Raw genomic sequence first — 14,446 nt, forward strand, 5'->3', positions numbered from 1 at the left:
ATGAAATCTCCCTCTTTTTTCTTCTGATTTTGAAGAGATTCGTAACAAAGATTGGCAATTGAAAAATTTGTAGAAAAAAGAGGGAAAGAATCATGTATGTTGAATATGTAAAGTTGAGTGTCTTTTTACGCAGTTATTTTATAAAAACAGGAGGTGCCACGGTTGAGCAACAATGACATCATTGTTAGTTTGGACATCGGTACATCCAAAGTTCGTGCTATTATTGGGGAAGTTAATAATGGAACCTTTAATATTATTGGAGTTGGATCTGCCGACTCGGAAGGAATTCGTAAGGGTGCAATCGTAGATATTGACCAGACTGTACAATCCATCCGCAGTGCCGTTGACCACGCGGAGCGTATGGTCGGTATTCAAATATCGGAGGTCTATGTCGGCATTTCGGGGAATACTATCGGACTTCAATCAAGCCACGGTGTTGTGGCGGTATCGAATGAGGATCGGGAAATCGGCGAGGAAGACATCGAACGCGTGCTCAAGGCCGCTGAAGTTGTCGCTCTTCCGCCGGACCGGGAAATTATTGATGTAGTTGCCAAACAATACGTTGTAGACGGGCTGGAGGGAATTCATGACCCGCGCGGCATGATCGGTGTCCGCTTGGAAGTGGAAGCCATCATTATTACCGGCGCTAAGACAGCCATACATAATCTTTTGCGCTGTGTGGAGAAGGCAGGACTCAAGATCAAGGATTTGGTCCTGATGTCTTTGGGAGCGGGCCAGTTGGCTCTGTCCAAGGATGAGAAGACGATGGGATCCGTTCTGGTTGACATCGGAGCGGGCTCAACGACCATTGCCGTGTTTGAGGCGGGAAGTATCGCAGCAACATCCTCTCTGCCGATCGGCGGGGAATTCGTAACCAACGATATCGCTTACGGATTACGGACGCTGACCGACCAGGCCGAGAAAGTAAAACTGAAATACGGCTGTGCTTTAATGGCCGACGCCGCTCCGGACGTAACCTTCAAGGTGGTCCGCATCGGAAGCAATGTGGAGAAGGAGTTTACCCAGGAGGATTTGGCGTCCATTGTCGAGCCCCGGGTACAGGAAATTTTTCACCTGATCCGCGAAGAAGTGAAGCGGCTTGGTTACAGCGAGCTGCCTGGAGGTTATATTCTTACAGGCGGAACTGTTTCCATGCCTGGTGTGCTTCAGGTGGCACAGGGCGAGCTGGCGGCTTCGGTCCGAATCGCCGTGCCTGATTATATCGGGGTCAGAGATCCCGGCTATACGAGCGGCGTGGGGGTACTGCACAACGTGATCCGCAACATTCGCGTACGCAGCACCAACAACACGGCGAGTGCCACTACCAGCAATGTGAAGAAAACAGTGAACCGACCGAAAGCGAATCCTGCTACCAACTCGGAATCAGCACAGAATCCGGGTATCATTGAACGGTTGAAGAAAATGTTCAGCGAATTCATCTAAGCAGGTTTTCCATATAACGTGGACGGGCCATCCATGCACAATGAGGGGGAGATGGGGAAATATGTTGGAATTTGATTTTGAAATGGAGAGCATGGCTCAGATTAAAGTAATCGGTGTGGGCGGCGGCGGCAGCAACGCTGTAAACCGGATGATCGAGAATGGCGTGCAGGGCGTGGAATTCATTACGGTGAACACAGACGCCCAAGCATTGCATATGGCCAAATCGGAACATAAACTGCAAGTCGGGGACAAGTTGACCCGTGGATTGGGTGCAGGCGCAAATCCAGAAGTCGGCAAGAAAGCAGCCGAAGAATCCCGCGATTTGATCATGAATACGCTGAAGGGAGCAGACATGGTCTTCGTTACTGCGGGGATGGGCGGAGGGACCGGAACCGGTGCAGCACCCGTCATCGCGGAAATCGCCAAGGAATGCGGCGCGCTGACAGTCGGTGTGGTGACACGGCCGTTTACGTTCGAAGGGCGCAAGCGTTCCACCCAGGCGGAGCTCGGCATCGAAGCGTTGAAAGAAAAGGTCGATACCCTGATCGTCATTCCAAATGACCGCCTGTTGGAAATCGTGGACAAGAAGACCCCGATGCTGGAAGCGTTCCGCGAAGCGGATAACGTGCTTCGCCAAGCCGTTCAGGGCATTTCCGACTTGATCAAGGTTCCGGGTCTGATCAACCTCGACTTTGCAGACGTGAAGACCATTATGACCGAGCGCGGATCAGCGCTGATGGGTATTGGCCTGGCGACAGGCGAGAACCGCGCGTCTGAAGCGGCACGCAAAGCGATTATGAGTCCGCTCCTTGAGACTTCGATTGAGGGAGCGCTCGGCGTTATTATGAATATTACCGGGGGAACCAATTTGTCGCTGTATGAAGTCAACGAAGCGGCAGAGATCGTCACCTCGGCATCCGATCCGGAAGTCAATATGATCTTCGGCGCAATTATTGAAGAGAGCATGAAGGATGAAATCAAGGTAACGGTCATTGCGACCGGATTTGAGAACCGTCCTGTGCAGCAGCCTCAGCTGCGCAAGCAAGGAACACCAGCGCCTTCGGAACCGGCGGAATCGCGCAGCAACACCACGAACAACCTGCGTCCGTTCGGGAATCAGCAGACAAGCAGCGATCAACTGGACATTCCAACGTTCCTGCGGAATCGTTCCCGTCAGAACAATAACGACTAAGGATGGCTAGGCCATTCGTCAAACACCCGCATTTCTTCGGAAATGCGGGTGTTTTTTTGAGTAAAAGGGGAGTTCATTTGAAATTGCACATCGTTCCTGAAAACCTCGGCTTGAACGTGTTCTTCCATCTGTGTAATATACCCCGTCCGAACGTTCCTCTTTGACAGAATTTATAATCTGGCAGTAAACCCGAACCAATCGAATCCGTATAAGAAATCGATGATAGAATGCGAGTGTCGAATCCCATGCCGACTGCGGGTTTGGCTTCTTTTCCTCCGAATCTTCCTCTATAAAAGAACGGAACTCGACAAAAAAAGTTGAGGAACCCCCTCCAATTTTAGACAGACTTTGAACGGTATTGTTTTTATACTAATCACATCTCCCAAAAAATGCTTAAGAGAATATCGGCGGTTCGTTTATGCGTTATGGATTCAATATTCCATAAACATGTCAAGGCGTCAGGCAGGTGATAAGCACTGGTTGTGTATATTGATTTGATATTCATCACGAATCTGCTGATCGACGGTGCGCTGCTCTGGCTTACGGCCTGGATGCGGAAGCTGAAACCCCCGTGGTGGAGATTGATTGTGGCGGCAGTGATCGGTGCCCTGTACGTCGTCATGATGTTTGTGCCGCAGCTCTCGTTTATGTATACCTTTATGGTCAAGCTGGGTTTATCCCTGCTGATGTTATGGATAACTTTCGGATTTGGAAGTCTTCAAAACTATATCCGGAATATGGGGGCCTTTTATATTATCAATTTTGCGGCGGCCGGGGGGATCATCGGAATACATTATTTGCTGCAAAATTCGGGAGAGATTTTTAACGGGATTTGGTTCACGGCTTCCGGCGGCATGTCGTTTGAGCTGAAGATCGGGTTCTGGTTTACCTTCATTGGGGTGTTTGGCATGCTGTTGTGGTTCAAAATGGTTCACTCGACCCGGAAGCAGCTGGAAAGCCGTTCTGTATTTATGGGCGAGGTTACCGTCGAGATCGGCGGCCACCGGGTAACCTGCAGGGGACTGCTGGATACGGGCAATCAGCTGAGCGATCCGCTGACGAGGACGCCGGTGATGGTCATGGAAGCTTCCCTATGGGAGGACCGTCTGCCTCCGGGATGGAGCGAAAGGCTGGCCGATGGAGAACCGGACAAACTGGTGATGGAGCTGGAGACCAAAGATTATGCGTGGCAGGACCGGCTTCGTCTCGTCCCCTACCGGGGGGTAAACCGGAGCGCCTCGTTCATGCTGGCGATCAAGCCCGACGCGGTGGAGATCCGAATCGGCGACGGCGTCTATCATTCCAGAAAGGTGCTCATCGGCCTGGACGGCGGACAGCTGTCTGGCGACCGTTCATACCGGACCATTATTCATCCGAAGCTGGTTGAGAATGATGCCCAGAATCCCAATGCGGAGCCATTGGAAACGGCGGGTAACCTTTGACCACAGGGAAACATCCGAAGTTTACGAAGATCGTTTTCCTGCGGAAGACTAAAGCTTATGCTTACGAAGATCGTTTTCCTTCGGAAAACTAAAGCCTATGCTTACGAAGATCGTTTTCCTTTGGAAAACGTATAGGAGGATCAATTATGCGTGTGAAATGGAGATTGGTGGCGCAGCTGCAGTATTACAGATTCCTGTTTCTCTTGGGACTCAAAAGCGAAGAAATCTATTACATAGGCGGCAGCGAGGCTCTCCCTCCTCCCCTGACACGCGAAGAGGAAGAATATTTGCTTCAGCGGCTGTCCACCGGAGATGCGGCTATACGGGCGATGCTGATCGAGCGCAATTTGCGCCTCGTCGTGTACATCGCACGCAAGTTCGAGAACACGGGCATCAACATCGAAGACCTGGTGTCCATCGGGGCGATCGGTCTGATCAAGGCGGTCAACACGTTTGACCCAGAGAAAAAAATTAAGCTGGCCACGTATGCCTCCCGCTGTATCGAGAACGAAATTTTGATGTATCTGCGGCGGAACAGCAAAATACGGAGCGAGGTCTCCTTTGACGAACCGCTCAATATCGACTGGGATGGGAACGAGCTGCTGCTTTCCGATGTGCTCGGAACCGAGAATGATACGATATACCGGAACATTGAAGAGCAAGTCGACCGCAAGCTTCTGCACAAGGCGCTCGACAAGCTGACAGACCGGGAAAGAACCATTATGGAGCTGCGCTTTGGTCTTCAAGACGGCGAGGAAAAGACGCAAAAGGATGTGGCGGATATGCTCGGCATTTCCCAATCCTACATTTCCAGACTTGAAAAGCGTATCATCAAGCGGCTGCGCAAAGAGTTCAACAAAATGGTTTAGGCAAAATTTTTATCAGGAATAAAATGACCCACCAGGGAGATAATGTACATTAGTTTCTCCTTGGGAGGTATATCATCATGACCCGAAACAAAGTCGAAATCTGCGGTGTGGATACTTCGAAGCTGCCCGTGCTGACCAATGTGGAAATGCGGGAGCTGTTCCATGACTTACAGCAAAACAACGAACGTACAGCCAGAGAAAAGCTGGTGAACGGCAACCTGAGACTGGTGCTCAGCGTCATCCAGCGATTCAACAATCGGGGGGAGTTTGTCGACGATTTGTTTCAGGTGGGCTGTATCGGACTAATGAAGGCCATTGATAATTTTGATTTGTCACAAAATGTGAAATTCTCAACCTATGCGGTGCCAATGATCATCGGGGAGATTCGCAGGTATCTGCGGGACAACAACCCGATCCGCGTATCCCGGTCGCTGCGGGATATTGCGTACAAAGCGCTGCAGGTTCGTGATTCCTTAACGAATCAAAACTCAAGGGAACCGACGATTTTCGAAATTTCGGAAGTGCTGAACGTCCCCAAAGAGGACGTCGTCTTCGCGCTGGATGCCATCCAGGACCCGGTGTCCCTGTTCGAGCCGATCTATCATGACGGCGGCGACCCGATTTACGTGATGGACCAGATCAGCGACGACAAGAACAAGGACGTCTCCTGGATTGAGGAGATCGCGCTGCGTGAAGCGATGCAAAGACTGGGACAGCGAGAGAAAATGATTTTGTCGATGCGTTTCTTCGAAGGCAAAACCCAAATGGAAGTCGCCGACGAAATCGGCATTTCCCAAGCCCAAGTATCACGTCTTGAAAAATCGGCTATCCAGCAAATGCAAAAGCACGTGAAATCGTGAATAGATGAAGTGAAGCAAGACGGTCCGGCGTTACGGGCCGTCTTTTTTTTGTCTGGTTTTGGATTTGAAATGCCGCCCACCTCCAAAGTACTTCCAAATCATCATGATAAGGCTGACTTTGCGTGGGGATTTCGCTTCAAAACATGGGCATTTTGCCCGGCGCCGGCATATATTAATCATATATATTGAACGAGTCTGATGAATAGACTGCTAAAGGAGAGGAACACGTGAATCCAGAACGTTGGGCGGTGGATAGGAACATGAAGATATCCGATTTTCAAACAAAGGATGTCATTAATATCGTGGACGGCAAAAGGCTGGGGCAAATCAGCGATCTGGAGCTCGACCTTCGCCAGGGCCGGATCGAAGCGATCGTCGTTCCAAGCTACAGTAAATTCAGGGGGCTGTTCGGGGGCGGCAGCGACCTGATCATTCCATGGAGCAACATTGTCAAAATCGGATCGGATGTAGTCCTCGTCAAGATGGAGGAACTGCGAACGCTCCAGGACGAGAAGGATTCCGCTGCCTACAGAGAAAGAACGGAGCAGGCCGACCGCCGCGGCTACCGCGATATATAAGGGAAGGGGCCATCCTTGTCAAAGACCCCATTTGGGTTTTATGCAAGCCGTGTCCATGTGGTACACTGGAGGTTGAGGTGATTGAAATTGGAACCGTTCAAGTTAAAAGAGGGCGATTCGCGCCCCTCGTTATTTATGCTGGAGCCGTGGGTTCGTGAATGGAACGGCATCAGCGCCGGATTTACCGGACGGCATGGCGGCGCGGGAAGCGCGCCTTACGATACGCTTAACACCGCCTTTCATGTGGGCGACCGGCCGGAGACGGTGGTGTCCAACCGCTTGATGGTCGCGGAAGAGCTGGGTTTTACACTGGATGACTGGACGTGCGGGGAACAAGTCCACCGGGCGGACATCGCAGTGGTAACGGCCGAGGGCCGCGGACGGGGCAGTCGGAACAGGGAATCGGGATTCCAGGATACGGACGGGCTTCTGACGAACGTGCCTGGGGTACTGTTGACGTCGTTTTATGCGGACTGCGTGCCGCTTTATTTTTACGATCCTGTCCATCAGGCTGTCGGACTGGCTCATGCCGGCTGGAAAGGGACCGTGGCCCGGATTGCCTCGGCCATGGTGGAGAAGATGGGGGAGGTATATGGCAGCCAGCCTGAGGAGATACGCGCCGCGATCGGTCCGTCTATAGGCTCCTGCTGTTACGAGGTAGATGACAAAGTGATGAGTCAAGTGCACGATTTGGCCAGGAATTTCCTGGGTAATGAACAGTACTCCCCTGCCGATTTTTACATCGCCAAACCTGAAGGCAAATCCATGCTGAACTTGAAAGAATTAAATCGACAGATTATGATGAAAGCAGGAATATTGCCGACTCATATCGAATGTACATCATGGTGTACGAGCTGTCGCAACGATTTGTTCTTTTCCTACAGAAAAGACGGCGGAACGACAGGACGCATGGCGAGTTGGATCGGGCTTTTAGAGAAGGGGTGAATCTTCCTTGACATTGGAAGAACGGATTAGAGAAGTCAACATGCGCATCGAGGAAGCCTGCCTTCGCAGCGGTAGATCCACGGAAGACGTCAATGTGATTGCTGTCACCAAATACGTGTCGACAGCCATGACGGGAAGAGTGCTGGACAGCGGTTTGACACATATCGGCGAAAATCGCTGGCAGAACGCCGAGGAGAAATGGAATGCGCTTGGTTCCCGTGGAATCTGGCATTTTATTGGACATCTGCAGACCAACAAAGTCAAAGACGTGGCAGGCAAATTCGAATATATACATTCGCTGGACCGGCTATCATTAGCCAAAGAGCTTGAGAAGGTGGCGTCAGCCCGTAATCTGGAAATTAAAACCTTTGTTCAGGTTAACATTTCTGGAGAAGATACCAAATACGGTTTGAAACCGGAGCAGGCCGTCCCTTTTTTGAAAGAACTTCATCAATTTCCTCATATCAAGGTCGCCGGCTTGATGACCATGGCCCCCTTTGAAGGGGATGCGGAGGATACCCGGCCCGTCTTTCGCGGGCTTCGGGAGCTGAGAGACGACATAAACCGGCAGGCAATTACGCGAGAGCCATTAATCGATCTTTCCATGGGAATGTCCAACGATTTCGAAGTGGCCATTGAAGAAGGAGCCACCTGGATTCGTTTGGGCTCGATTCTAGTAGGTAAACAGGAAGGGGAATGATGAGCGTGATGAACAAGTTTATGTCTTTTTTGGGATTACAAGAGCAGGAGGAAGTCGTAGAACGAGAGCAGCTGCCGGTGGAGGAAGAAGAAGTTGAAACCCCGAGCATTGAAACACGTAGAAATACTAGAACCAACAATGTGGTCAGCATTCACTCCCAGAAAAATGTAAAAGTCATTTTGCATGAGCCGCATTCGTATGACGAAGCTCAGGCCATTGCCGACCATCTGCGCGCGCACCGCACGGTGGTTGTCAATCTGCAGCGGGTCCGTTCGGACCAGGCGCTCCGCATTATCGATTTTCTCAGTGGGACGGTTTATGCCCTAAACGGCGGTATTTCCAAGATCGGCCATAACATCTTTTTGTGCACACCTGATACGGTCGAGATTCAGGGTGCCATTTCGGAGTTGTTATCCGAGGAACATGATTACAACAGAATGAGGTGAGCCAAGTTTGGCCCAAAACATTGATACGATTTTAACGCTGCTCTTTAACATCTACTTCTACATGATCATCATCTATGTTCTTATGTCATGGCTTCCGAACATTCGTGAGAGCTTTATCGGCGAGCTGCTTGGCAAGCTCGTGGAGCCATACCTGTCCCCTTTCCGCAAAATTATCCCGCCGATTTTCGGCATGCTGGATATTTCCCCGATCGTCGCTCTGTTCGTGCTCCAGTTCGCTATGCAGGGATTGCGGTTCATTATTTTTTCACTATTGTTTTAGGTGACTGAGATGAAAATGGACATCTATGAACACTTTCACCCGGATGAACGCGAGTTTGTGGATCGGGCATGGGAATGGGTCGTTCACGCCGGGGAATATCACGAAGTCAAGCTTACCGATTTTTTGGACCCGCGGCAGGCTTTTATTTTGCAGTCGCTGGTGAACCGCCATCCCGACGTTCAGGTGCGCCTGGACGGCGGATATGAGGGAGCGGAGCGCTGCCGGGCGCTGGTGGCTCCCGATTACCGGGATTTAAGCCAAGAGGACATGGGACTCAAGGTGCTCAGCATCTACTCCGGGGATCAAAAATTTTTGTCGCTGGAGCATGGCGATTACATGGGCTCCATTCTGGGACTCGGTGTAAAACGAAGCAAAATCGGAGATATCCATGTGCTTGAGGATGGATGCCATACCGTGGTTTGCGAAGAGATCAGTACGTTTCTCGACATGAACTTAACACAGGTGCACCGGATCCACGTGCTGCGCGAAATTTTGCCGATCGAACAACTGCGGACAAGCCAGGTAGAGCTGGAGCTGCAGGATTTTACGGTCGCTTCTTTGCGTTTGGATGGTATTGCTTCAGATGCCTACCGCATCAGCCGGACCAAAGTGGTGCTCCCTATCCGGGCCGGCCGGTGCCGCGTCAACTGGAAAGTGGTCGAGGATCCTTCCTATCTGTTGAAAGAAGGGGACCTCGTCTCGGTGCAGGGGTTCGGGCGGTTTAAAGTGATCGAGGCGGGTACGATGACGAAAAAAGGACGCCAGCGCGTAAAAATAGGGAAATTTGTGTAGACCTACAGCAGGAATTGTCCTTTTCCTGTCGAAATGATTTATCCAAGAATATTAAAGATATCGTAACTTTTGACCGATACATTTGGGTGAGGCCCATCAGGACCGCTCGTTGACAGGGAAACCTGTACATTTTAGGAGGTGCGCATCAATGCCATTAACACCACTGGATATACATAACAAGGAGTTTGCCCGCCGAATCCGGGGTTACGACGAAGATGAAGTGAACGAGTTTCTCGACCAAGTCATTAAGGATTACGAGAGCGTGATCCGTGAGAACAAGGAACTTCAGGGTCAGCTGGCCTCATTGCAGGAAAGACTCGATCATTTCGTGAACATCGAGGAGACGCTGTCCAAGACGATCATTGTTGCGCAGGAAGCTGCGGATGAAGTGAAGAACAATGCGAAGAAGGAAGCTCAGCTCATCATCAAGGAATCGGAGAAGAATGCTGACCGCATCATTAATGAATCCTTGTCCAAGGCCCGCAAGATCGCCATGGAAGTCGAAGAGCTGAAGAAACAAGCCTCGATTTACCGTACCCGTTTCCGGACGCTGGTGGAAGCCCAGCTCGAGCTGCTCAGCCAGGATGGATGGGAAGCGCTGGAAACCCGGGAGACACGCGAAGCGAACGAAGTATACTAGGCTTCTGCTTGGTTGACTTTTGCGTGAAAAAGGAATATAAATATATTCATATCGGTTTTTTGCAATTGGTTGGGTTCTAGACCTGATACGAAATATGAATTCGATGACGGGATAAGTAAGCTTGGGATTTGTTCCCCAGAGAGTTGGCGTTTGCTGAAAGCCAATGTTCAGACCGAAGCCGAAGATCCTCCCTGAGAAGTGAGGCTGAAACGCAAGTTTGCGTGTGTAAGCCGAACCGGGCCGCCGAACGTTATATCGGCTCCATGCCGGAAGCTTGGCATGGACTGAGGAGTCATTCTTTGAGGAATGTGCTTGCACCTTGCGGTTCAAGGACGATTTTTGAAAGAATGGAATTAGGGTGGTCACGCGAGCAGAAGCCTCGTCCCTTTGGGGATGAGGCTTATTTGTTTTTTTCGGATCCCCCTAAATCCCCCTTATCCTAAGGGGGACCCCAGAGGGTTCTACCCTCTGGACACCCGAAAGTCTCCGAGGACGGAGCTAGTTTGGAGTTTTGATGCGATGGTGGGCGAGATGCCCGGTTCTTCTCCGTCTGCCCCTTTGGGGGACCGCCTTCGGAACCTCTCATGCGAGACGGGTCTTACGAGGCTTCGCACCCGCTCGACCCCGGGGCACATGCGCAGGCTGTGTGCAGGGATTGTGAGGACAATTTGGCGATAGGGGCATTTGTGGACTGGGAATGATGGGAAGTATGTAGAATATCTAATTAAGCCCGCAGCAAGGTAACACCAACGTCAAGCGTGCCCATCTTCACTTTGCGGAGCAAAGGAAGAAGGGCGGCAAGCGTGGATACGCTCAAGCAGAAATAAGCCCGCTCCAAATGATGCGCCACGGAGGTTTCCGGGTGTCCAGAGGGCGGGGCCCTCGGGGTCCCTCTTACGAAGAGGGATTTAGGGAGATGGGAAGGTTCTGGGATTTAGGGAGATGGGAAATCTTTTAAAGATTACGAAAGGTTGGATAATCATGCATAAGGTCGATGTCAAAGAAAAAGCGCGCACGAGAGATCAGCGCATCCTAAAAAAATGGAATGAAGAAGGCACCTTCAAGAAATCCATCGATAACCGTTCGGGCAAGCCGAACTTCGTTTTCTTCGAAGGACCGCCGACAGCTAACGGGGCTCCGCATATCGGGCACGTGCTGGGACGGGTCATCAAGGATTTTGTGCCGCGTTACAAAACGATGAAGGGCTACCGTGTCGTGCGCAAAGCCGGCTGGGACACCCACGGTCTGCCGGTGGAGCTCGGCGTGGAGAAGCAGCTCGGTATTTCCGGCAAGCAGGATATCGAGAAATACGGCATAGAAGAGTTTGTGAAGAAATGTAAGGACAGCGTGTTTGAATATGAGAAGCAGTGGAGAGAGCTGACCGAAGCGATCGGGTACTGGACGGATCTGGATCATCCGTATATCACGCTGGAGAACAACTACATCGAAAGCGTGTGGAACATCCTGTCCACGATTCACGGCAAAGGGCTACTGTACCGCGGACACCGCGTCAGCCCGTACTGCCCTTGCTGCCAGACGACGCTCAGCTCCCACGAAGTGGCGCAGGGCTACGAGGACGTCAAGGATTTGAGCGCCACGGCCAAATTCAAACTGCATGACAGCGGCGATTACGTATTGGCTTGGACGACCACGCCTTGGACGCTCCCGTCCCACGTGGCGCTGGCCATGAATCCGGATATGGAATATGCCCGCGTCCAGCAGGAAGACGGCGTCTACATCGTCGCCAAAAACCTGGTTGAAGACGTGATGAAAGGCGACTATACGGTTTTGTCCACGCACAAAGGTTCCGAATTTGTCGGACAGAGCTACACGCCGCCGTTTACTTACTTCAAGCCGGAAAAAGGCAACATCATCGTCGGCGCATCCTTTGTCACCGATTCGAGCGGTACGGGGATCGTGCACATGGCGCCAGCCCACGGGGAAGACGACTACAAAACCTGCCGGGAAAACGGCATTAGCTTTGTGAGCGTGGTGAACGCCCAGGGACGCTACACCGATGAGGTTACCGACTTCGCCGGACGCTTCGTAAAAGATTGCGATCTGGACATCGTGAAGATGCTGTCGGAAAAAGGAACGCTGTACAGCAAGGAAAAATATGAGCACAGTTATCCGTTCTGCTGGCGCTGTAAGTCTCCGCTTCTCTATTATGCAATGGAGAGCTGGTTTATCGAAACGACAGCTGTCAAGGATCAGCTGATCGCCAACAACAATGGCGTTACCTGGTATCCGGGACATGTCCGCGACGGACGCTTCGGCAAGTTCCTGGAAGAGCTGGTGGACTGGAATATCAGCCGTAACCGCTATTGGGGAACGCCGCTGAACGTTTGGGTCTGCGATTCCTGTAAGGGAGAATTTTCGCCGCACAGCTTTGCGGAGCTGAAGGCGCAGGCGGTCGGCGAAATCAGCGACGATCTGGAGCTGCATAAGCCTTACGTCGATGAAGTCAAAGTGCGCTGTCCGCACTGCGAAGGCGGTGTAATGGAGCGGACGTCTGAAGTGATCGACGTCTGGTTCGACAGCGGCTCGATGCCGTTCGCGCAGCATCACTATCCGTTTGAGAACGTGGAAACTTTCGAAGAGCAGTTCCCTGCGGACATGATCTGCGAAGGGATCGACCAGACCCGCGGCTGGTTCTACAGCTTGCTGGCCGTATCGACCCTGTTTAAAGGCGTTGCGCCTTACAAATCGGTCATCGCCACGGGACATATCCTGGACGAAAACGGCCAGAAAATGTCTAAATCCAAAGGCAACGTCATCGACCCTTGGGATATCATCAACGAATACGGCACCGACGCGTTCCGCTGGGCGCTTCTTTCGGACAGCGCGCCTTGGAACAGCAAACGCTTCTCCAAAGGCATTGTCGGCGAAGCCAAATCCAAAGTGATCGACACGCTGGTCAATACGCATGCGTTCCTGACGCTGTATGCGAACATCGACGGATACAACCCGGCCGAGCATCCGTACCAGCCATCGGAAAACAAGCTGGACCGCTGGATCCTGTCCCGCCTGAACAGCCTGATCCTGCTGGTGGACAAAGCGCTGGAAAGCAACGACTTCCTGAACTCGGCCAAGGCCATCGAAGGATTCGTCGACGAGCTGAGCAACTGGTACATCCGCCGTTCGCGCGACCGCTTCTGGGGCAGCGGACTTGGAGAAGACAAACTGGCCGCTTACGGCACGCTTACACACGTGCTGGTTACGCTGGCCCAACTGATGGCGCCGTATACGCCGCTGCTATCGGAGGATATCTACACGAACCTGACCGGCGGAGAAAGCGTTCATCTGACCGATTATCCGGCTGCCGATGAAGCTCTGATCGATAAGGCGCTTGAGGAAGATATGGAAACCGCCCGCCAGGTCGTCGAGCTCGCCCGCAACGTGCGGAACGAAACGGGAATCAAAACCCGCCAGCCTTTGTCCGAGCTGATTGTGTCTCTAGACCGTGATTTTGATGTGGCCGGTTACGAGGATATCATCAAGGAAGAAATCAATGTGAAGAACATCGTCGTAGAGACGAGCGACAGCGGATTCGTCGACTTTACGCTGAAGATGAACCTGAAGGTCGCCGGCAAGAAATACGGTAAAAATATTGGGTTCCTGCAGGGCTTCCTGAAAGCAATGAGTCCGGAAGATACCCGGAACGTCGTCAATACCGGCAGCCTGAACGTCACATCGCCGGATGGGGAAGAGCTGCAGGTTACTGCAGAAGAACTGCTCGTCGAGAAGCAGGCCAAATCCGGATTCGCATCGGCATCGGGCTATGGCATCACCGTCGCCCTCAATACGGAAATCACGCCTGAACTGGAACAGGAAGGCTGGGTCCGCGAAGTGGTGCGTGCCGTTCAGGACTACCGCAAGAAGCTTGACCTGCCGATCGAAAAACGCGTCACGCTGGTTCTTGATGCAGATGAGGAATTGACGGCAGCCATCCGGGCGTTTGAGCATGTACTCCGGGAAAACGTGCTGGTAAACGAGCTTGGGTTCGACAGTGAAGCCGACATGGAGCGCGTTGATCTCGCCGGCAAAACGCTGGGCATCCGCATCACCGGATAACCTGCCTTTTCATCGCCATTGAATGGCAGTCGCTGCTTTGGCACATAATAGCACAACAAACGAACAAACGAGCCTTCTGGCCCGTGCGAAAATGGAAGACCATTTTCGCGCCGGCTTCGGCTCGTTTGTTGTTCATTGGAACTTATGGATACCGCGCTGATCCGAGAGGAGATTGCAGAGATGGC

14 protein-coding genes and 1 other annotated feature are annotated in these 14,446 nt (G+C 52.0%); of the genes, 13 read left to right on the forward strand and 1 reads right to left on the reverse strand.

Annotated elements, in window-relative coordinates; translation table 11 throughout:
* The first annotated feature begins 162 nt into the window (after positions 1-162).
* From ftsA to CJP46_RS27290, 12 genes are all read left to right on the forward strand, one after another.
* On the forward strand, positions 163-1,443 hold the full coding sequence (gene ftsA, locus CJP46_RS27235) for a cell division protein FtsA (protein WP_094598787.1): 1,281 nt from the start codon (positions 163-165) through the stop codon (positions 1,441-1,443).
* A gap of 61 nt (positions 1,444-1,504) precedes the next feature.
* On the forward strand, positions 1,505-2,635 hold the full coding sequence (ftsZ, locus tag CJP46_RS27240) for a cell division protein FtsZ (protein ID WP_094598788.1): 1,131 nt from the start codon (positions 1,505-1,507) through the stop codon (positions 2,633-2,635).
* Between the two features lie 476 nt (positions 2,636-3,111).
* Complete coding sequence (gene spoIIGA, locus CJP46_RS27245; RefSeq protein ID WP_094598789.1) at positions 3,112-4,077, forward strand: sigma-E processing peptidase SpoIIGA; 966 nt, start codon at positions 3,112-3,114, stop codon at positions 4,075-4,077.
* A gap of 146 nt (positions 4,078-4,223) precedes the next feature.
* A complete protein-coding gene (gene sigE / locus CJP46_RS27250) occupies positions 4,224-4,946 on the forward strand; it encodes an RNA polymerase sporulation sigma factor SigE (protein WP_076169860.1) in 723 nt (240 codons plus the stop codon).
* Positions 4,947-5,023: 77 nt separating this feature from the next.
* The gene (gene sigG / locus CJP46_RS27255; protein WP_076169861.1) at positions 5,024-5,806 is read left to right on the forward strand and encodes an RNA polymerase sporulation sigma factor SigG; all 783 of its coding nucleotides are present in this window, start codon (positions 5,024-5,026) and stop codon (positions 5,804-5,806) included.
* Between the two features lie 260 nt (positions 5,807-6,066).
* Positions 6,067-6,384: a YlmC/YmxH family sporulation protein gene (locus tag CJP46_RS27260; protein ID WP_094598946.1), complete on the forward strand. Its 318-nt coding sequence runs from the start codon at positions 6,067-6,069 to the stop codon at positions 6,382-6,384.
* 87 nt (positions 6,385-6,471) lie between these two features.
* A complete protein-coding gene (pgeF, locus tag CJP46_RS27265) occupies positions 6,472-7,329 on the forward strand; it encodes a peptidoglycan editing factor PgeF (RefSeq protein WP_373558044.1) in 858 nt (285 codons plus the stop codon).
* A 7-nt stretch (positions 7,330-7,336) separates the two neighbouring features.
* Positions 7,337-8,029, forward strand: coding sequence for a YggS family pyridoxal phosphate-dependent enzyme (locus CJP46_RS27270; protein ID WP_094598790.1), 693 nt, complete (start codon positions 7,337-7,339; stop codon positions 8,027-8,029).
* On the forward strand, positions 8,029-8,475 hold the full coding sequence (locus tag CJP46_RS27275) for a cell division protein SepF (RefSeq protein ID WP_076169863.1): 447 nt from the start codon (positions 8,029-8,031) through the stop codon (positions 8,473-8,475). Before CJP46_RS27270 ends, CJP46_RS27275 begins: the two co-directional genes overlap by 1 nt.
* A gap of 7 nt (positions 8,476-8,482) precedes the next feature.
* A complete protein-coding gene (locus tag CJP46_RS27280; RefSeq protein ID WP_076169864.1) occupies positions 8,483-8,755 on the forward strand; it encodes a YggT family protein in 273 nt (90 codons plus the stop codon).
* Positions 8,756-8,764: 9 nt separating this feature from the next.
* A complete protein-coding gene (locus CJP46_RS27285; RefSeq protein WP_094598791.1) occupies positions 8,765-9,547 on the forward strand; it encodes a YlmH family RNA-binding protein in 783 nt (260 codons plus the stop codon).
* 148 nt (positions 9,548-9,695) lie between these two features.
* Positions 9,696-10,187, forward strand: coding sequence for a DivIVA domain-containing protein (locus CJP46_RS27290; RefSeq protein ID WP_076169866.1), 492 nt, complete (start codon positions 9,696-9,698; stop codon positions 10,185-10,187).
* Positions 10,188-10,281: 94 nt separating this feature from the next.
* Positions 10,282-10,577, forward strand: a binding site (T-box leader).
* Positions 10,578-10,911: 334 nt separating this feature from the next.
* On the opposite strand, the gene CJP46_RS37230 is transcribed toward CJP46_RS27290, so the two are convergent.
* The gene (locus CJP46_RS37230; RefSeq protein WP_256992549.1) at positions 10,912-11,037 is read right to left on the reverse strand and encodes a hypothetical protein; all 126 of its coding nucleotides are present in this window, start codon (positions 11,035-11,037) and stop codon (positions 10,912-10,914) included.
* Between the two features lie 131 nt (positions 11,038-11,168).
* Here CJP46_RS37230 and ileS point away from each other — a divergent pair, with 131 nt between their 5' ends.
* The gene (ileS, locus tag CJP46_RS27295) at positions 11,169-14,261 is read left to right on the forward strand and encodes an isoleucine--tRNA ligase (RefSeq protein WP_094598948.1); all 3,093 of its coding nucleotides are present in this window, start codon (positions 11,169-11,171) and stop codon (positions 14,259-14,261) included.
* Positions 14,262-14,446: the final 185 nt, after the last annotated feature.

The sequence above is a fragment of the Paenibacillus sp. XY044 genome (assembly GCF_002257645.1).
Lineage (GTDB): Bacteria > Bacillota > Bacilli > Paenibacillales > Paenibacillaceae > Paenibacillus_AQ.

What these genes read in the sequence shown, in the direction of transcription:
- ftsZ (WP_094598788.1), top strand. Translation starts at nt 1,505, where the DNA reads ATGTTGGAATTTGATTTTGAAATGGAGAGCATGGCTCAGATTAAAGTA.
- sigE (WP_076169860.1), top strand. Translation starts at nt 4,224, where the DNA reads ATGCGTGTGAAATGGAGATTGGTGGCGCAGCTGCAGTATTACAGATTC.
- sigG (WP_076169861.1), top strand. Translation starts at nt 5,024, where the DNA reads ATGACCCGAAACAAAGTCGAAATCTGCGGTGTGGATACTTCGAAGCTG.
- CJP46_RS27260 (WP_094598946.1), top strand. Translation starts at nt 6,067, where the DNA reads ATGAAGATATCCGATTTTCAAACAAAGGATGTCATTAATATCGTGGAC.
- CJP46_RS27275 (WP_076169863.1), top strand. Translation starts at nt 8,029, where the DNA reads ATGAGCGTGATGAACAAGTTTATGTCTTTTTTGGGATTACAAGAGCAG.
- CJP46_RS27285 (WP_094598791.1), top strand. Translation starts at nt 8,765, where the DNA reads ATGAAAATGGACATCTATGAACACTTTCACCCGGATGAACGCGAGTTT.
- CJP46_RS27290 (WP_076169866.1), top strand. Translation starts at nt 9,696, where the DNA reads ATGCCATTAACACCACTGGATATACATAACAAGGAGTTTGCCCGCCGA.
- ileS (WP_094598948.1), top strand. Translation starts at nt 11,169, where the DNA reads ATGCATAAGGTCGATGTCAAAGAAAAAGCGCGCACGAGAGATCAGCGC.